The sequence below is a fragment of the Chitinophaga sp. genome (genome assembly GCF_017745275.1).
Classification (GTDB): domain Bacteria; phylum Bacteroidota; class Bacteroidia; order Chitinophagales; family Chitinophagaceae; genus Chitinophaga.
Genome location: NZ_JAGHZS010000003.1, coordinates 154636 through 172848 on the forward strand (window position 1 = coordinate 154636; position 18213 = coordinate 172848).

General features: G+C 45.2%; 13 protein-coding genes. 6 read left to right on the forward strand and 7 right to left on the reverse strand.

Annotation, left to right across the window (positions count from 1 at the left end):
* Position 1: 1 nt before the first annotated feature.
* Complete coding sequence (locus tag J7623_RS10160) at positions 2-1471, forward strand: TlpA disulfide reductase family protein (RefSeq protein ID WP_291919807.1); 1470 nt, start codon at positions 2-4, stop codon at positions 1469-1471.
* Positions 1472-1583: 112 nt separating this feature from the next.
* Here the strand turns inward: J7623_RS10160 and J7623_RS10165 are convergent, their stop codons facing one another.
* Positions 1584-3419 (reverse strand): ABC transporter ATP-binding protein, encoded by a 1836-nt coding sequence (locus J7623_RS10165; protein WP_291919809.1) that lies wholly within the window; start codon positions 3417-3419, stop codon positions 1584-1586.
* A 338-nt stretch (positions 3420-3757) separates the two neighbouring features.
* Here J7623_RS10165 and J7623_RS10170 point away from each other — a divergent pair, with 338 nt between their 5' ends.
* Positions 3758-4969, forward strand: a complete 1212-nt coding sequence (locus tag J7623_RS10170; protein ID WP_291919811.1) for a glycosyltransferase family 87 protein — start codon at positions 3758-3760, stop codon at positions 4967-4969.
* 64 nt (positions 4970-5033) lie between these two features.
* On the forward strand, positions 5034-7310 hold the full coding sequence (locus tag J7623_RS10175) for a GH92 family glycosyl hydrolase (RefSeq protein WP_291919813.1): 2277 nt from the start codon (positions 5034-5036) through the stop codon (positions 7308-7310).
* 124 nt (positions 7311-7434) lie between these two features.
* Here J7623_RS10175 and J7623_RS10180 read toward each other — a convergent pair whose 3' ends face one another.
* From J7623_RS10180 to J7623_RS10190, 3 genes are all read right to left on the reverse strand, one after another.
* Positions 7435-8526, reverse strand: a complete 1092-nt coding sequence (locus tag J7623_RS10180; RefSeq protein WP_291919816.1) for a family 10 glycosylhydrolase — start codon at positions 8524-8526, stop codon at positions 7435-7437.
* Positions 8527-8578: 52 nt separating this feature from the next.
* Complete coding sequence (locus J7623_RS10185; RefSeq protein ID WP_291919818.1) at positions 8579-9658, reverse strand: carbohydrate-binding family 9-like protein; 1080 nt, start codon at positions 9656-9658, stop codon at positions 8579-8581.
* A gap of 205 nt (positions 9659-9863) precedes the next feature.
* Positions 9864-11906: a M13 family metallopeptidase gene (locus J7623_RS10190; RefSeq protein ID WP_291919820.1), complete on the reverse strand. Its 2043-nt coding sequence runs from the start codon at positions 11904-11906 to the stop codon at positions 9864-9866.
* Positions 11907-12058: 152 nt separating this feature from the next.
* Between J7623_RS10190 and J7623_RS10195 the strand changes: the two genes are divergently transcribed.
* The 3 genes from J7623_RS10195 to J7623_RS10205 all read left to right on the forward strand — a co-directional run bounded on the left by J7623_RS10195 (position 12059) and on the right by J7623_RS10205 (position 13904).
* A complete protein-coding gene (locus J7623_RS10195) occupies positions 12059-13234 on the forward strand; it encodes a DUF5009 domain-containing protein (protein ID WP_291919822.1) in 1176 nt (391 codons plus the stop codon).
* A 160-nt stretch (positions 13235-13394) separates the two neighbouring features.
* The gene (locus J7623_RS10200; RefSeq protein WP_291919824.1) at positions 13395-13646 is read left to right on the forward strand and encodes a hypothetical protein; all 252 of its coding nucleotides are present in this window, start codon (positions 13395-13397) and stop codon (positions 13644-13646) included.
* A gap of 9 nt (positions 13647-13655) precedes the next feature.
* Positions 13656-13904 (forward strand): hypothetical protein, encoded by a 249-nt coding sequence (locus J7623_RS10205; protein WP_291919825.1) that lies wholly within the window; start codon positions 13656-13658, stop codon positions 13902-13904.
* A 3-nt stretch (positions 13905-13907) separates the two neighbouring features.
* Here J7623_RS10205 and J7623_RS10210 read toward each other — a convergent pair whose 3' ends face one another.
* From J7623_RS10210 to J7623_RS10220, 3 genes are read right to left on the reverse strand one after another with little or no spacing between them, the layout of a single operon-like run.
* Complete coding sequence (locus J7623_RS10210; protein ID WP_291919827.1) at positions 13908-15800, reverse strand: monovalent cation:proton antiporter-2 (CPA2) family protein; 1893 nt, start codon at positions 15798-15800, stop codon at positions 13908-13910.
* Position 15801: 1 nt separating this feature from the next.
* Positions 15802-16407, reverse strand: coding sequence for an NAD(P)H-dependent oxidoreductase (locus J7623_RS10215; protein WP_291919828.1), 606 nt, complete (start codon positions 16405-16407; stop codon positions 15802-15804).
* A 32-nt stretch (positions 16408-16439) separates the two neighbouring features.
* The gene (locus J7623_RS10220) at positions 16440-18191 is read right to left on the reverse strand and encodes a chloride channel protein (RefSeq protein WP_291919829.1); all 1752 of its coding nucleotides are present in this window, start codon (positions 18189-18191) and stop codon (positions 16440-16442) included.
* Positions 18192-18213: the final 22 nt, after the last annotated feature.

Consider the following 18213-nt stretch of genomic DNA (forward strand, 5'->3'; position numbering starts at 1 on the left):
TATGAGAGCTACCATCTTTTTACTTTTTGCCCTCACTGCTGTATCGGTAGTAAAGGCGCAAATCAGGGAAAGCAAGCCACAGCGCAGTGCGATTACCCTCACTGCTAAGGGTATAGACGGATACTTTTACGTGGAGCAACTGCCACCCATAAACGAAGTATTAGTACGCAAAATGAAACCGGCAGGGGAACGTTTCCCGGCAGATAGTGCGAAAAATATCACCTGGAGTACTGATATCACTGAACCGGTAATCGTAACACTGGCCGTACATGGCAAAGAAGTCAGCTCATCACAGAAGATATACCTGAAGCCTGGCGACTCGCTGAGTCTTACGTTCAACGGGAAAAGTCAAGGCCTCCTGATGGATACGCTTCATTCCAACGCAGGCACATTGAATAATGTACTGGCGTGGTACGACTATCACACTTCTGAAGTGATGAATGATCTGTGGACGGGTTTAGACGAAAACAAAGCCACAGTTACCTCAATGGAAGGCCTGTTGCAACGCATGAACAAAGTATACGCTACCGCAAAGCAATTGGCCGGTAAGAACACTTACCTGGAAACGATGTATGGATTCAACCTCCTCACCATCCGTTACGCCTATGGTTGGTATTATGACGATAATAAAATAACACCAGGCCTGCCCACTGCTTTACTCGCGCCAGCCTATGACGACAAAGCCTTTGCGCTGATGAACAACCCGGTTTTTGTAAAGTATATTCTTCCGGAAGAGGCTAGAAGAGGCTTCTTTTTTACTTACGACTGGATGCTGAATCAGCGCTATAAAAGCGCTATGACCGGCATGAACGACAGTACAAAAATGGCTTTCCTGGGACAGAAGATATTGCAGATAAACAAGTATGCGCCTTTTAAGGAAGTGGCCAGGTTTGTATATGTGAAGAATACTTATTTTTCTTATCTCAATAAACACTACACAACAAACCAGTTGCCTGTTGCCCGTAAGCTAGCCATGGCGGCGGCTGCGCCTATAAAGGATACCGCCTTTCAAAACCGTTTGCAACAACTGATTGCCACCATGGGAAATGTACTGCCAGGCTCACCGGGACTCAATTTCGCCCTGGAAGATCACAAAGGCAAAATCTGGCACTTCAGCGACCTCAAAGGAAAAGTAGTGTATATAGATGTATGGACCACCTGGTGTGGCCCCTGCCGCGCTGAAGCGCCGCTATTCGAAAAAATGGCCGCTGATTATGCTGGTAAGGATGTCGTGTTTTTAGGTATTTCGGCAGATAGACCTAAAGACAAGGCTACCTGGATAGAAATGGCTGGCCACAAGCAAACATTACAGTTGTATTCCGGAGAAAAAACAGCTTTCATGCAGTATTACCAGGTGCCTGGCTATCCTACCTTCCTGCTGTTCGATAAAGACGGAAAGGTAGTAAGTGCAGATGCTCCGCGGCCAAGCGCAGAAAGCATTATCAGGGAAGCTATCAATAAACTTTTATAGGAACCAATAGGGGTACTCCCCGCGCAGGTGCGTCCTCTTTACAAGAGGTATTAGCTCTTCTTCCGCCATAGTTTTTCTTTAAAAAGGGGGATGCCAAAGGCGTTCCCCTTTTTTATTTATATCCCGCGGCCTGTAATTCAAACAGCTCCGCATATCTCCCCTTTTTAGCCAGCAGTTCTTCATGACTTCCAATCTCAACTAAAGCACCTCTTTCCAGTACCAGTATGCGGTTGGCCATACGAACAGTAGAAAACCGGTGAGAAATTAATACCGCTGTTTTATGACGGGTGAGGTCTGCAAACCGGAGAAATACATTGTATTCCGCCCTGGCATCCAGCGCAGAAGTAGGTTCATCCAGTATCAGCAGTTGTGCATCTTTCATGTAAGCCCGCGCCAGTGCAATCTTCTGCCATTCACCACCAGACAATTCTATTCCCTGGTGAAAGCGACGTCCCAGCATCTGATTATATCCCTGCGGCATCTTTTCAATGAGCGGGTAGGCAAGGCTTTGTTGCGCGGCATCCTCAATCATATGCTGGTTATCGCTTTGCGCAATATTGCCCACGGCAATATTTTGCGATACCGTCATCTGGTAGCGCTGGAAATCCTGGAATATAACGCCAACATGTACACGTAATTCTTTCAGGTCATATTCCCTCAGGTCAATACCATCCAGTAAAATCCGCCCTTCCACAGGATCGTAAAGCCGGGATAATAACTTTACCAGCGTAGTTTTCCCGGCGCCATTCTCTCCTACCAACGCCAGTTTTTCTCCGGCGTGCAGGGTGAAATTTAAATGCCGGATGGCCCATTTGTCGGAATTAATATATTTAAACCCTACATCTTCAAATGTAAATCCCTGTTGAATAGGATTGGGAAATGGCCGTGGACGCACTGGCGGCACCATTTTAGGCTGCATCTCAAAATATTCAAACAAATCACGCAGGTATAAAGCACCCTGTGTAACACTGGAAAAACGAATGAGGATACCCTGGAAGGTAGTGCGCAGTTGCCGGAATGATCCTGCCAGGAAAGCCAGGTCACCAATGCTGAGATGCCCGCTGATAGTTCGCAATATGATGATCACATAAGCGGCATAATAGCCGGCAGCGCCCAATATAGCGAACACCGTACCCCACGTGGCATCCCGTACCTGCAAGTCTTTTTTATCAGCATAAAATTTATCGGAGATAGTCCGGAAGCGGCTAATCAGGAAATTAGAAAGATCAAATACTTTCACCTCTTTCGCCGTTTCATCGCTGGCGCCGAGGTAGCGGATATAGTCCAGCTCCCGCCGATCGGAAGTTTGCCCCCAGGCCAGCTTATAGGATAGGTCGTTGAAATGCGATTCATTTAAGAATGCAGGAATAACAGCCAGCAATAGTAATAAAATCAGCCAGGGATTGAATAGCACAAGGCCCGCCGCCAGGAATATGATGGTGATAATATCCTGTACCTGGCTTAAAACCTGCGCCAACAGTATAGTCCGCCCCGTAGTTTGTTGCCGCGCACGTTCCAGTTTATCATAAAAATCGGCGTCTTCAAATTGATCTAAATCCAGAGTGGCAGCATGTTCCATGATTTTTACGGAGGTGTGGTTGGCGAAGAGATCCCCCAATAGCCCATCCAGCAGGGAAATAACGCGGCCCAGCCCATCAGATATGATCGCCAGTCCAAATTCTATGGCTACCAATTGCCACAACCAGGTGGTGGAATGATGTGGGTCTTTATTCAGCTGTACTACCTGGTCTATGATCAGTTTACCTACATAAAGTAAAGATAAAGGCATGGCCGATTGGGCCACCCGTAATATACTATTGGCGATTGTCAAACCCGGGCTGGTTTGCCATACCATGCGGAAAAATGCCGGTAAGTTCCGTAATGCCGCCAGTCGCTCTTTAAAGGTTAATTTTTCGTCCTTGCCTGAACGTCTTCCTTTTGCACTCATGAAGGTAATTTACAAAAATTGCCGCTTCCAACCGGGCGGAATACACCTGCTACTTTTTTATTACATTTGGGTTCATGTGAAAAAATCGGGTTTGCTATGATTTTATTGATAAGTTCCTTTGTAATTGGCTGCGCAGTTGTAATGGCAGCAGTAGTATACGCTATTAATACGCAGTCCAAACAGTGGGCGGAGTCCGAAAAGTAGGATCATATATCCTTTGTGGATCGCTTCAATACCTGGATATTTGCCGGATAATTAAGTTTCAGTAGGGGGATGCGCACAGCAGGTGCGTCATACCTGCGTACTGTAGCTTTTTATTTTATCTAGTAACTGTTGCTATGCGCGAAAAAAGGAATGTGCTGACTTACCTGGCTGAGCGGGAATGGCTAATCCTCACTTTGTGGTTTGGACTGGCTTTCCTGGGCGCCGTTATGGAAATATCCAGGGGAAATATTAATAATTTTCTGATATTTAAGAATGTATTCTTCCACGTTCTTCATCAGCAACCGCTCTATATCCCCTATCCCACAGAATATTACGATGTAAACCTATACGGCCCCGTGTTTAGTATGGTGATTGCACCATTTGCTGCACTGGACACACATATAGGCGCCCTGGTGTGGGCAATGTCTGGTGCTGCTGTGCTTTTTTACGCCATTCGTCAGTTGCCGCTCAACCGCATGCAGCAAAATATTATCCTGCTGCTATGTACCCAGGAACTCATGGGCGCCAGCGGATGGTTTCAGCTCAACCAGTTTATAGGCGCTTTTATCATATTAACTTTTACATATACCATCAAAGGAAAAGAGCTCTGGGCCACCTTTTTCATTGTATTAGGTACGCTTACCAAGTTTTATGGTATCGTAGGACTGGCATTTTTCTTTTTCAGCCCCAATCCGAGACGCTTTATTAGTGGGCTGTTCCTGTGGGGCGGCGTATTGTTTGCCCTGCCCATGATTATTTCTTCTCCCCATTACATCGTTAATTGCTATTACGAATGGTATGCGGCACTGGTTCATAAAAATCAGCTGAACCTGGGTGATATACGCAGCTTCCAGGACATTTCTGCAGGTGGTTTTATCAAACGGGTATTTCATATGCCGGAGCTGAACAGCCTTGTGGTATTGATTCCGGCAGTAGTAATATTCCTGTTGCAGTATACCCGGCTGAAGTATCGTTACAATTCCCGCTATCGCTTATACATTTTATGCTCCACCATCATGTTCCCTGTACTGTTTAGCAGCAGCTCAGAGTCGCCTACCTACATTATTGCGATCCCCGCTATCTGTATCTGGTATGTGATGCAGCCGGCCACAAAGTGGAATAACATATTTATCTTTTTTGCCATTTTGTTGGTGAGTTTCTCACATTCAGATGTGGTAACGCCGTGGGTGAGGAAAAACCTGGCAGTGCCTTATGCGCTGAAAGCCTTACCCTGCCTGGTGTTGTGGCTGATGGTTGCTTATGAAATCTTTACTGACAAGTTTTTAGTAAAAAAAGAAGACGTTACTCCGCCGGTACGGCAACTGGAGCCCATTGCCCATTTCTGAAAAAATTAACTAAAAAAGTTAATCATCAGGCCGTAAATTGCCGGATTATTAAAGGTTTTTCATTATGAACACGGGATTCAAGATAGGTGGCGCATTGGCGTTATCTGCATTGCTGACTCACAGCATTCAGGCAGATGCTCAGAAGAAGGAAACATTTGTTGAAAGTAAATCAGTTGCTTCAGTAGATCCATACATTGGCTCTGGTGGTCATGGACACGTATTCGTGGGTGCCAGCGTTCCTTACGGTGCGGTACAAACCGGACCTACCAATATTGTAAAGGGCTGGGATTGGTGCTCTGGCTACCACTACTCAGACAGTGTGCTGATAGGCTTCTCCCAGATGCACCTGAGCGGTACCGGTATCGGTGACCTCGGCGATGTACTGGTAATGCCCTACACCGGTAAAGTAAGAACCAACAGGGGCACACAGGAAGATCCTACCTCCGGATACGGTTCCCATTACTCGCACAAAGGCGAAACCGTTCGCCCTGGCTACTACGCTGTGCAGTTGGACGACTATAAGATTAAAGCAGAACTCACCGCTTCAGAAAGGGTCGCCTTACATCGTTATACTTTCCCGAAAAATCAACAAGCTAATATTATCATTGACCTGAAAGAAGGTATCGGCTGGGATGCGCCAGTAGAAACATTTATTCGTCAGGTAGATGAATACACACTCGAAGGGTACCGCTACTCCAAAGGATGGGCGGAAGACCAGCGCCTGTGGTTTGCCATCAAATCCTCCGTGCCGGTAAAACAATTCCTGGTATTTGATGGAGATACCCAACAAACCGGTAACTCCGTAAAGTCAAAAACTGCCAAAGGGGTGATCGTATTCGATAAATCACCCGGACAGGTACTGCTAAAAGTAGGCATCTCCCCGGTAAGCAGCGAAAACGCATTGGCTAATATCAAAGCAGAAATTCCAGGATGGGACTTTGCCAAAGTGGTGAATACCGCCAATGCCAAATGGGATAAAGAGCTGTCTAAGGTAAAAATTGAAACAAAAGATGAAGCAGCTCGCCGCGTATTCTATACTGCACTGTATCATACCATGATTGATCCTGCTTTGTTCAATGATCATGATGGTAGCTATCGCGGTACCGACAAAAAAGTATATGCTAATCCAGGCTTCGATAACTATTCTGTTTTCTCCCTGTGGGATATCTATCGCTCCTGTGCACCATTGAGTACCATTCTGCACCCTGATAAGGTGAACAGCTTTGTAAACTCTATGCTAGCCATCTACAAACAGCAGGGTAAATTACCGATATGGCACCTGAATGGTAACGAAACCAATTGCATGGTAGGCTATCACGCAGTGCCACCCATTGTAGACGCTTACCTGAAAGGCTTTAAAGGCTTCAACGCTGAAGATGCGTTTGCTGCTATGAAAGCCTCTTCCACCCGCGACGACCTCGGCGTGAAATACGTGAAAGAATTAGGCTATATCCCTGCTGATAAGGAATATGAATCTGTGTCAAAAGCATTGGAATATGCGATCGACGACTGGTGCATCGCGGCCATGGCTAAGAAAATGGGTAAAACAGCTGACTACGAATACTATAAAAAACGTGCAGCCTATTATAAAAACTACTTTGATAGCAGCATCCGCTTTGTACGTCCACGTATGAGCGATGGCAGCTTCAAAACACCTTACGATCCGTTTAACTCTATCCATGAGAAAGGCGACTTCACAGAAGGTAACGGCTGGCAATATACCTGGCTGGTGCCACAGGACGTAGAAGGGTTGATCCACCTCATGGGCGGCGACGATGCCTTCACACGTAAGCTCGACAGCCTCTTTACAGCTAAAGGCGATATGGGAGCAGAAGCTTCCAGCGATATCTCCGGCCTGATTGGAATGTATGCACACGGTAATGAGCCTAGTCATCACGTTACCTATATGTACCCATTTGCCGGTTATCAATGGAAAACTGCAGAGAAGGTAAGACAGGTAATGAAAGAATTCTATTTCGATAAACCAGAAGGGCTGGCCGGTAACGAAGATTGCGGCGCCATGTCATCCTGGTATGTGTTTTCTTCCCTGGGCTTCTATCCTGAAAATCCCGCCAGCGGTGTGTATGTATTAGGCAGTCCACTGTTTGATAAAGCCACTATCAATGTAGGCGGCGGCAAAACATTCACGGTACAGGCCATCGGTAATAGCGCAGAGAATATCTATATTCAAAGCGTTACCCTGAACGGAAAGCCTTATAGCAAAAGCTTTATCACCCACCAGGATGTGATAAAAGGCGGTACTATGGTAGTGAAAATGGGCAACAAACCTAACTACGATTTCGGTAAAGCAGCAGCAGACAGACCTGCAAATAGGCTGTAATAGCTTTTAGCCATTAGCTGTTAGCTTTTAGCAAAATGCAGCGAAGATATAAGCAAGTAATAAATATACTTATGCTTATATCTTCGCTGCATTTTGCTAAAAGCTAAAAGCTAAAAGCTAACAGCTAAAGGCTAGACTCTCCCAATACCCGTAGTACTTCCGGCGTTACATCACCAAAAATAGAAACCCCTGCGGCTCCATTTTGAATAGCCAATCTCACTGCTTCAGCCAACTCTGAATAATTGCCGTGAAAGTCAGGCAAATAAAGGCCTGCATACAGCGGAAATGCGCCATGTAATCCTTTCACACCTTCTGCTACCGCATCTCCTATCCAACTTACATTTTCACGGTAAAAGCCATGATAAATCATAGGACATACCGCATTCAATGGCCAGTTAGTCCAGTCTTGCCGCACAATACGTTTGGCAATTTCCGGTGTGGGGAATACAGCTGCTGAAATAGGTTTCTTATGTTGGCGTGCTACCTGGGCCAGGTTGTTCACTACGTTGGTAATACGGTCATAGCGGAACTTGCGCCAGGATGGGCTTTGATCGGGATGCTCAATTTGCAACGGATCAATGCCGTTCTTTTCTTTATACGCATTGCGGCATTGTTCGCAGTAGCAGAAATCATATTCCGGTAATTCTTTCGACTGATCAATACCATAATGGCTCCACAGGTTTACAGGTAATATTACATCGCAGAAGCGTACATAATCCAGGTGAATACCATCTACATAATCAAGTGAAAGAATTTTCTTCACCTGGCTTTTCAGGTAGTTTACCACTTCGGGTTTGCTGGGGCAAAGCCATCTGTAGTAGTCCACATAAGGTGGATGATCCGCACAGGATTCGCCTTTACGGTTTTTCGCATACCATTCCGGGTGACTGGCCAGCAAATCTTTTTCGCCACGGTTCATGGTCCACATCCAGCGATGCGCTTTGATGCCATTGGCTTTAGCGGTTTTGAAATGCAGTTCGCTGTCGGCTTCAAACATGATATCTGTGATGCCTGCTTTTCTGTAAGTAGCATACCGCGACTGTAATACAGCGGCGGTATCTTTATGATCAGGATTAATCCACACACGGTGTTGTACCGCCGTTTTCTCCAGACGCGGCGCCTTATTATCAGTGGTGGCAGCACTTATCGGCAAGGAAGGCTTCACTAATGCCAACCCTCCGATACCTAATGATTTAATAAAAAGACGTTTGTCCATATCCGTTATTTTCTGTTTTTTTAAACGTTCGGGCAATTGACCAGGTTACAATTTACTTGCTGTTGCTGGTCACTTTCCCTTCCTGGTTAATACTCACTGTTCCATGGAAGTTGCTGCCGGTAATGCTGGCAGTAAATTGCGCTGAGATGCCTTCCATCGACAAATAATATACCTGTCCGTTAGCACCGGTTTCCTTAGCGGGTATTTTCAGCGCTTCCAGGGTAGCTGCATACTTGCCATTACTGTATTTGTAAGCCATTTGGGCATAATAGATTTTCCATAAGTAAGCTTTGGCATCCTCTGCTGCCGGTAGCTGAAATACTGCTTTAGGCTGAGTGGTAAACAACAGGTAGCCCCATCTTTCCGGTGCATGCATGTTGATAATATCCTGCGGCGACCATACCCAGTTGTTTTCCGGCTTTTGTTGCTTCACATATTCACCGTTTTTAATATCGGTGTCCCATTCAACCCTGGAAAAATTAATCCGCCATAATGTATTATCAGAAGGACGCGCGCTGTTATTGAAAAAGCTGAGCGCAGTAAAAGGAATGGCCATTTCCACGGTCCATTCTTTATCTGTGTCTTTCGAATTATTAAGTGTACCGTTTACGTGCACCGCAGTGCGAATGCCCTTAGTGTCCCAGTTTAGGAGGGCTTCGCTACCATTCCGATAAGGCTTGCCCATAAACAGGTCCATCACGGTATTGAGCGCATTAATCTCTATTTCATAGTATTGATGGGTATCGCCATCAGGATCAATGAATACTTCAAAATCGTTGTCATGAAAAATGATGGCATCATGATTGCGCAGCGTGGCCCATACATGCGGTTCCTGCAGTTCAGCAGCGATATAAAGGTATTGGTCATCCCACATCATTTTTACCCGGGTGCGCAGGCGGGGCACTGGTTTGGCTTTGCCTTCAATGTCTTCAAAATCTTCACTCCATGCTACTTGTTTCCAGGAATCTTCATTGATTTTACCATCAATCAGTAAGCCGCCTTTGGCCCGATAGCATATATAGTGCTTAGGCGTGCTGGTAAAAGGTTTAAAGGCATTAGAGAAAGTTTGGGCGAAGGTTGTCTTTCCCAGGATTGTACTGATTATAATAAAGATGCCGATCATCTTTTTCATAAAAGAAGGTGTTGTTCTCATTGAGATGTGTCTGAATGGTTTCCTATTGAATGGCGCGCCAAAGTTAATAAGTAATCCTGTTTATTAAAGGCTTTCTGCGAGAAGTGGAGGTAAAACAAAAAATATAATATGACTACATAAAAAAAGAGCCGGATTATATCCGGCTCTTAAAAGATATCTTCAAAAAATTAATAAGTACAGCTCATTACCAGATCCGCACTCTCGTACTATCCGCTCTGTACATGCCATCTCCAGGTTTAAGACCATACACTTCATAGAAAGCATCTACATCGCTAAATGGTCCATTAACACGGTATTTAGCAGGTGAATGCACATCGGTCAACAGTTGTTTGGCCAGTGCTTCTTTTTTAGTATGACTTAACCATCCCAGTGCATAGCCCATAAAGTAGCGCTGTGCGGGCGTGTAGCCGGCAATTTTTTCGTTTTTCTTATACTGTTCGGTTTTCTTAAATGCTTCCCATCCTAATAATATACCACCGAGGTCAGCGATGTTTTCGCCGAGCGTGGCTTTACCATTGATGTGTAAGCTATCTACCACAACATAGCCGTCGAACTGTTTCACCATTACAGCAGCACGATCGTTGAATTTCTTTTCATCTTCTTTGGTCCACCAGCTTTTCAGGTTACCGGCGGCATCAAATTGTCTGCCTTCATCATCAAAGCCGTGAGTGATTTCGTGACCAATGGTGGAAGCGCCGGCATAGCCATATACAACGGCATCATCCAGTTCTTCGTCGCGTTTACCGGGAACGGTGAAGATACCGGCAGGCAATACAATTTCGTTGTTGCTGGGGTTATAATAAGCATTGTACGTTTGTGGGGTCATATCCCATTCGGTACGATCTACCGGTTTGCCTAGTTTGGCAATCTGGTAGTTTAGCCACCAACGTTCAGCAGCACGTACATTTTCATAGTAGGATTGATCCTTGATATCCATGGCAGAAAAGTCTTTCCACTTATCAGGGTATCCTACTTTCTTGGTGATTTTCGATAGTTTATACAATGCTTTTTGCTTGGTACTATCGCTCATCCAATCCAGGTGTTCGATACGGGTTTTCAGTTCGCCGCGTATTTCTTCTACCAGGTTTTCATATCTTTTTTTAGCAGCAGCATTAAAGAATTCTTTCGCAAAGAGTTGTCCCAGTGCTTCACCGATAGCGCCTTCTTCAGCATCCAGTACGCGTTTCCAACGAGGCTTCTGTTTATCCTGTCCTCTCATCAGGGTACCATAAAAAGCAAAGTCGGTGTTGGCAATGGTATCGCTCAGCGTGCTGGCAGCGCTATTGATGAGGTGCCATTTGGCGTAATTTTTCCAGGTAGCCAGTGATTGCGATTTCAGCGTATTACTTAAGGTGGTAAAGAATTCCGGCTGACCCACAATCACGGTGTCAGCGAATTTCGTAATACCCTGTTGTTTGATGAAATCCACCCAGTCAACGTTACCGGCAATTTTATTTAATTGTGTTACAGCCATCTTGTGATAGTTGGCTTCCGGGTCACGGAGGGCCTCCAGTTTGCGGCTGGACTTAGCCAGGATGGTTTCCAGCGCTACCACTTCCGCTGCTGCTTTTTTAGCAGTGGTGCTATCCATGCCGGTGAATTGCAGCATTTTCGCCACATGCGCCGGATAAGCATTTCTTATTTTAGCAGTGCGATCATCCGTATTGAAGTAATAATCCCGGTTAGGTAAGCCTATACCGCCTTGTCCAAATTGTACCAGCATTAATTCGCTGTTTTTGGCATCCTGACCTATGTAGAAACTACACAGGGAAACGTTGTGCGATTTGGCGGTTAGTTGTACCAATTGGGATATATTGGCAGCGGCATCAATTGCTTTCAGCTCTTCTTCAATGGGCTTGATGCCATCGGCATTGATTTTCACCGAGTCCATACCACTTTTCCAGAAAGCAGCAATTTTTTTGGAAGTAGCATCAGTGGGGTTTTCCACCGCTTTCTCATTGATGGTACGAAGACGTTTATATAACTCTTCCTGTACCAGGTTACCAATTCCCCAGGAGCTATATTCCGCGGGAATAGGATTGCGTTTTATCCAGCCACCGTTGGCGTAATCAAAAAAATCTTGTGCGGGGTTAACCGTACTGTCTACATTGGCAGCTACGGCATCTGGTGTAGCTTGTTGGGTGTCTGTGCTTTTTTGTCCCTGGTTGCAGGCTACAAAGCAAGCCATACTGGCTATACCTGCTCCGGTAAGGATGTATTTCATCATAAGCTGTAGAGAATTTTGTTGTCGGGAGAAAGGTAATTATTTTTTTGTGACTCCATTAATTAAAAAGGGCTTAATGGTAGCAGGATAATTTAAAGTGAATATTCATTTTATGTTGTATTTTGTTAGGAAGTCAACTCCTAACCCACTACGCTATGATCAACAGACTCACATCCGGCCGTATTTTATCCATCGATGCATTTCGCGGTATCACTATTCTTGTCATGATTTTCGTGAACAGCGTATCTGGTGTAAGCGGTATCCCTTCCTGGATGCAACATGCACTGGCACAGGAAGACCGGATGACGTTTGTAGATGTGGTGTTCCCTTCCTTTCTCTTCATTGTGGGAATGTCTATTCCATTTGCGATCAACAGTCGTTTAGCAAAGGGAGATAGCTTCTGGAAACTACAGCAGCATATTGCATGGCGCACATTAGGTTTATGGGTGTTAGGTATTTTTATGGTCAATGCTGAAGAATTAAATGCTGCAGCAACGGGAATGAGTACCCCATTATGGGCATTGTTGTTTTATGCATGTGCTATATTGGTATGGAATGTATACACGTTCCAGCAACGCTGGATTGGCTGGATATTGAAAGGTACCGGGCTGTTGGGATTACTGGTGCTGGGAATTATTTATCGCGGTGGTGATGGAACGGTTCGCCTAAGCCCACAGTGGTGGGGCATTCTGGGGTTAATTGGCTGGGCTTATCTGTATGCCTGTATTATTTACCAGTTATTCAAAGGAAATGCAGGTGGTATCATGTTGATGATTGCTGTTTGTATTGGAGGTTATATATTTCTGCAGCATCATCACAATGATTTGAGCATATTTACTTCACAAAGCAGGAACATGGCGCATACGTCTATTGTGTTGTGTGGAATGGTGGTATCACTGTTTTATTTTGATGAAGACCTGGGATTAAAAGGCAGCAAGTTAGTGGCCAGGGTGAGTGGATTTTTAATCATTATAGTAGTGGCAGCCTTATTGCTGCGGCCGGGATACCAGATATCAAAAATTCGTGCAACGCCTAGTTGGTGCCTGTATAGCGCAGCTATTTGTATCGCTGTATTTTCTCTTTTATATTTTTTGATAGATGTAAAACATATCAGCAAGTGGACCACATTTTTCCGTCCTGCAGGCAGTAACCCGTTGCTCACGTATATCCTGCCCGACATTGTTTTCTATGTCATGCTGCTGGCCGGAGTAGGCTTGCCTGCTGTCTTGGGTCAGGGTATTCCAGGTGTACTTTGGTGTGCCTTTTTTGCTGTGGCCATGTTATTTGTCGTTAGAGGTTTAAATAAGCTGGGAATCCGTTTGCAACTGTAACATTCGGGTATCAGCTTCCGTTATAATACGCGTAATGTAGAAATATATCTACGTGAAAACACAAAAGTACACTGAGTACCAGTGTGATAATGAGATGGCATTTGGTTTGTCTCCATCATTACGGGTACAAAATTGTTTTATCCCATAAAGAAGTTCCCCCATGAAAAAAATTGCCGTGATCTTGGTCATCGCAGGAGTGATTTTAGCTATCTTAGCGCAGTATGCCTATATCAACGACTGGATATGGTTTAAAGTATTCCACACGTTAGGATTTATAGGTTACATATTTATCATCAGCGGTCTTGCTTATTTTTCCCTGTGGTTAATTCATCAGTTTTCACGCGATGAAAGGAACAGGATGAAGCGCTATCAGCACCGTCATAGCGGTGAAGAAGCCAATACTGCGCAATAGTAACAGTTTATGTCAGATATTTTCACGCTCAAGTTTGAATACAAAGGTCATCCGCATATCGTGGAAGTACAAACAGCGCATCAGCAATTTAAAACGGTGTATAAGGTAACGATTGCCGAACATGAAATAGTTTTTGAGCCAGATGAAGAAGGCTTTGTGCGTGCTGTTTCCAGCAAACCATTACATGATCATTTAAATACTGTAGACATCGGGTTGTTACACCGGGTAGCGGAGCTGATAGTTGAACATATCCGATAGTGATCAGGGGGCTGCTTCCTCGCTTTCTCCCCTGATTTCATCCCGTAATGTTTCCGGATCCCAGCCCTGCCCTTCATCCAGCCAGGTTTTTATGCGATCAGAGGAAATGAGTTTTTCCATTTCTTCAATGCGCTCTTTCATGGAGTTGATATATTGTTTCTTATCATCGCGTAAAGCCGACAGGCCTTTCAGGGTGCGTTCATCCTGCCGGAAGAAAGTGCGGGCAGCGCGTTCACTATGATAAGCCCGTTGTCCCAGCATGCGCAAAGCGTCAACGCCTACACGCAGTGAGGTATCTACTGTTTCACGATAAATGTGCAGTACCCCGAGGTCCATCAGTTCAAAGGTGTCTTCATTGTTTTCAGCTCTTACCAGCAATTGCAGGTGAGGGAAATAGCGTTGCGCCATCTTCACAATGTCCCGGGTTTGCTCCGGATGGTCGGTAGCAATGATCAGCATTTTAGCATCGGCGGCGCCCGCAGCAACGAGGAGGTCATAGCGGGAGGCATCTCCGTAATATACCTTAATCCCCAGGTTATGCAACGCATCTACCCGGTCGGAATCCAGGTCAAGGATGGTAGCATTAATGCCATTGGCACGAAGGAAACGCCCGGTCATACTCCCAAAACGGCCGAAGCCGGCTATAATCACCGGGTTCTTTTCATGAATAGTATCTGCTTCCCGCTCTGCGGTTACTTCGGAACGGGTAGAATACGGTTGTATTACTTTTTCATATAGTAACATGATCAGCGGCGTAAGCGCCATACTAATGGCCACCACAGCGGTCATCATAGCACTCATCTCTGCACTCATCAAATGCGTTTGACTGGTAAACGATAACAACACAAAGGCAAATTCGCCGATATCCGCCAACGCAAAGGCAAACAATAGGTTCTGATCTAAATTCAGCTTAAATATTTTGCCCAGTATCAGCAGCACAATACCTTTTAATACCATAATGCCAATTACCAAACCCATGATCAGCCAGGGCTGCGCCATGATCAGTTTAAAGTCGATGGACGCCCCTACTGCAATGAAAAATAAGCCGAGCAACAACCCTTTAAAAGGTTCAATATCACTTTCCAGCTCATGACGATATTCACTGTTGGCCAGCACTACGCCTCCTAAAAATGCCCCCAGTGCAGAACTGAGCCCTACAAGATTCATCAGCACTGCAATAGCGACTACCATCAGCAAAGCAGTAGCTGTAAATAATTCACGTACCCGCGTGCGGGCTATAATCCGCATGATAGGCCTTACCAGGTATCTGCCTGCAATAATAATAACGGCTACTGCACCTAATACTACCAGTGTTTGTCCCCAGCCTGGCAGGTTATCACGCAGGGAATGAGTATGAGATGCCTCTGCTGCTGCATTGCCCGCCAGTAAAGGAAAAATAGCCAGCATTGGAATCACGGCAATATCCTGGAACAGTAATACAGAAAAGGCACTTTGTCCTGCTGCGGTGCCCATCCACCCTTTTTCATTCAGCGTTTGTAATACGATAGCCGTAGAGGAAAGCGACAAAATCATTCCCAACGCCAGCGAAGTATTCATTGGCTGCCCCACCAGGAAAGCAATACCGGCTATGGCGGCAGCACTCAGTATTACCTGCAATCCTCCCAAGCCAAGAATAGATGCCCGCAATCGCCATAATAGCGCAGGTTCCAGCTCTATCCCAATTAAAAATAACATCATTACCACGCCAAATTCCGCGAAATGCATGATGTCTTCTCCCTCCGTTCCTATAAAACCCAGCAACGACGGACCTATAATGATACCCGCTATCAGGTAGCCTAAAACAGCTCCCAGTCCCATTTTCTTGGCCAGCGGTACAAATACAATGGCCGCAGCCAGGTATACCATTGCCTGAAATAAGAGTGAATGTTGATCCATGTTAACGGGTTTGTGCGGGTAGTTGAAGAATTTGATTCAGATAATTCAGGCGAGGTAATGGTGCCGGATCAAAATTTTTGTCGCTTAATATTTCCAATACTTGTGCTAATGCCGCAGCATCTTCCCTGATATCAGAAATATCCTGCCGGTGCACCCCATAAATTACATAGGGGGCCACGTAATGCATGTTACATAATTTTGCCGTTTGCGAAAAAGGTAACAGGAACTCATGTATGGTATGCCCATGGTGGCCTTCGGGGTGATAAGATTGTTCAGGACCACCAGCACTGATAACATTCCCGAAGTATTTTCCCTGCAATGCTTTCCCTGTATGACCATAGGCCCAGCCATGCTCCAGCACCAGGTCCAGCCATTGTTTGATAATAGCGGGTGCGCTATACCAGTAAAAAGGATGCTGCAGGAATATAATATCATGTTGCTCCATCAGCTTTTGTTCACGCGCTACATTGATATCCAGGTCAGGGTATTGTTCATAAAGGTCATTGAAAGTAATGCCTGGTATATTTTTGATGGCATGTACTAACTGCAGGTGTACCCTGGACTTCTCCAGTGCAGGGTGTGCAAAATTGATCAGAACCTTGGCCATTTGTAAAGCAGATGTTTGATGAAAAAGCAATGTTATCCTTCAGAATATTCCTGTAATAATAACCGGTATTTATTGAGAATACTAGACTTGGAGATAAAACCTATCAGCCGTTTATCCTGTACTACGGGCAGGTTCCAGGCTTGTACGTCATCAAATTTTTTGATGACCGTGTCAATATTATCTTTCAAAGATACAACGGCTGGTGGCGCCTGCATCAGCTTTTTAACCGTTACAATGTCATAAAGTTCCGGGTTGAACATAATCGGGCGGATATCATCTAATGTGATAATGCCGGCAAATAGTTGCTGGTGGTTAATCACGGCAATAATATTTCTATGTCCCTCTTTTACCAGCTCAATAAGCTGCCGTAGCGTAGCATCAATAGTAATTATTTGCACATCTTTTTCGATTACATCTTCCATTTTCAGGAGGAGAAGGATGTTTTTGTCGTGCGCCCGGGTAAATACTTTCCCTTCTTTGGCCAGTTCCTGGAGTTCCGGTGAAATGGGGGAAAACCATTTTGCCATTAAAAAAGAAATGGTGGAAACAATCATCAACGGAATAAAAAGGTCATATCCAGAGCTGGATTCAGCAATCAGGAAGATGGCGGTAAGTGGCGCATACATCACACCGGCCATTACTCCTGCCATTCCTACAATAACGAAGTTCGTCACCGGAATATTGGTCAGCCCCATTTGCTGACATACCATGGCATAAAAGAAGCCCAGGAACCCGCCGGCAAACAGCGATGGGGCGAAGTTACCGCCATTGCCGCCACTTTGGATAGTTACGGACGCAGCCAGTGCTTTCAGTAAGCATACACAACCGGTAAATGCTAACAGCATCCAGCTTTGCATCGGGAGATACCTGAAAAAACTGTTCTGTAAAATAGCTTCTCCATTGCCGGAGGCCAGCGATTTTACACTGGTATATCCTTCCCCGAATAAAGGTGGTAAGGCCACGCAAAGTGCCGATACCAGGATTCCTCCGAGTATAGCCCGCTGTAAGGCTGTCCATTTAAGGTGATGGAAAAATTGTTCTATTTTTTTGGAGATGACTACATAGTACCTCGCATAAAATCCACTGATAATTCCCAGGGCTATATAGTAGGGAACATTGTGATAATTGAAGGCTACACGTGATTCGAAATGAAAGAGGGCTTCTTCCTGTAAAATTATTTTCGATAACAAACTACCACATACTGCAGCCACAATCAAAGGCATGAAATCGGAAAACACTACGCCGGTCAATAATATCTCGAAAGCAAACATCATCCCGGCTATTGGGGCATTAAAAGCCGCAGCAATACCTGCGGTAGCGCCCGCGGCCAATAGCAGCGTTCGTTCTTTATAGCCAAGATGGTAGGTGCGTGCGAAATTGGAACCCAGCGCGGCACCGGTCACGGCAATCGGACTTTCCAGGCCGGCGGAACCTCCCAATCCTACAGTGATGGCACTTTGCAGAATCTGGGAATACATTTTCACTGGTGGGATCAGGCTGGAGTTTAGTGCTATTTCATGTAATATGGCGGGAATACCTTTTCTCGACTGACCTTTAAAAAACCAGATCACTACTAAAGTGGTGAGCACAATTCCCAGGAATGGAAACACGAGGTAAAAAATTACCTGTGTCTGGAAATGTACTTTGTAGGTGATAACATAATGAATATAATGAACAAGGCTTTTTAAGACAACGCCGGCTAATCCTGCGCTACAGCCTACTAATATACCAGACAGCAACAGGAACTGCTGCCGGTTCATTTTCCCGTGAAGCCAGTGTAGCACCAATTCATAGCTTTTAGCGCGC

Bases quoted from the DNA above. Each gene is read 5' to 3' on its own strand.
- J7623_RS10160 (WP_291919807.1), top strand. From the start codon at position 2: ATGAGAGCTACCATCTTTTTACTTTTTGCCCTCACTGCTGTATCGGTA.
- J7623_RS10165 (WP_291919809.1), bottom strand. From the start codon at position 3,419: ATGAGTGCAAAAGGAAGACGTTCAGGCAAGGACGAAAAATTAACCTTT.
- J7623_RS10170 (WP_291919811.1), top strand. From the start codon at position 3,758: ATGCGCGAAAAAAGGAATGTGCTGACTTACCTGGCTGAGCGGGAATGG.
- J7623_RS10175 (WP_291919813.1), top strand. From the start codon at position 5,034: ATGAACACGGGATTCAAGATAGGTGGCGCATTGGCGTTATCTGCATTG.
- J7623_RS10180 (WP_291919816.1), bottom strand. From the start codon at position 8,526: ATGGACAAACGTCTTTTTATTAAATCATTAGGTATCGGAGGGTTGGCA.
- J7623_RS10185 (WP_291919818.1), bottom strand. From the start codon at position 9,658: ATGAAAAAGATGATCGGCATCTTTATTATAATCAGTACAATCCTGGGA.
- J7623_RS10190 (WP_291919820.1), bottom strand. From the start codon at position 11,906: ATGATGAAATACATCCTTACCGGAGCAGGTATAGCCAGTATGGCTTGC.
- J7623_RS10195 (WP_291919822.1), top strand. From the start codon at position 12,059: ATGATCAACAGACTCACATCCGGCCGTATTTTATCCATCGATGCATTT.
- J7623_RS10200 (WP_291919824.1), top strand. From the start codon at position 13,395: ATGAAAAAAATTGCCGTGATCTTGGTCATCGCAGGAGTGATTTTAGCT.
- J7623_RS10205 (WP_291919825.1), top strand. From the start codon at position 13,656: ATGTCAGATATTTTCACGCTCAAGTTTGAATACAAAGGTCATCCGCAT.
- J7623_RS10210 (WP_291919827.1), bottom strand. From the start codon at position 15,800: ATGGATCAACATTCACTCTTATTTCAGGCAATGGTATACCTGGCTGCG.
- J7623_RS10215 (WP_291919828.1), bottom strand. From the start codon at position 16,407: ATGGCCAAGGTTCTGATCAATTTTGCACACCCTGCACTGGAGAAGTCC.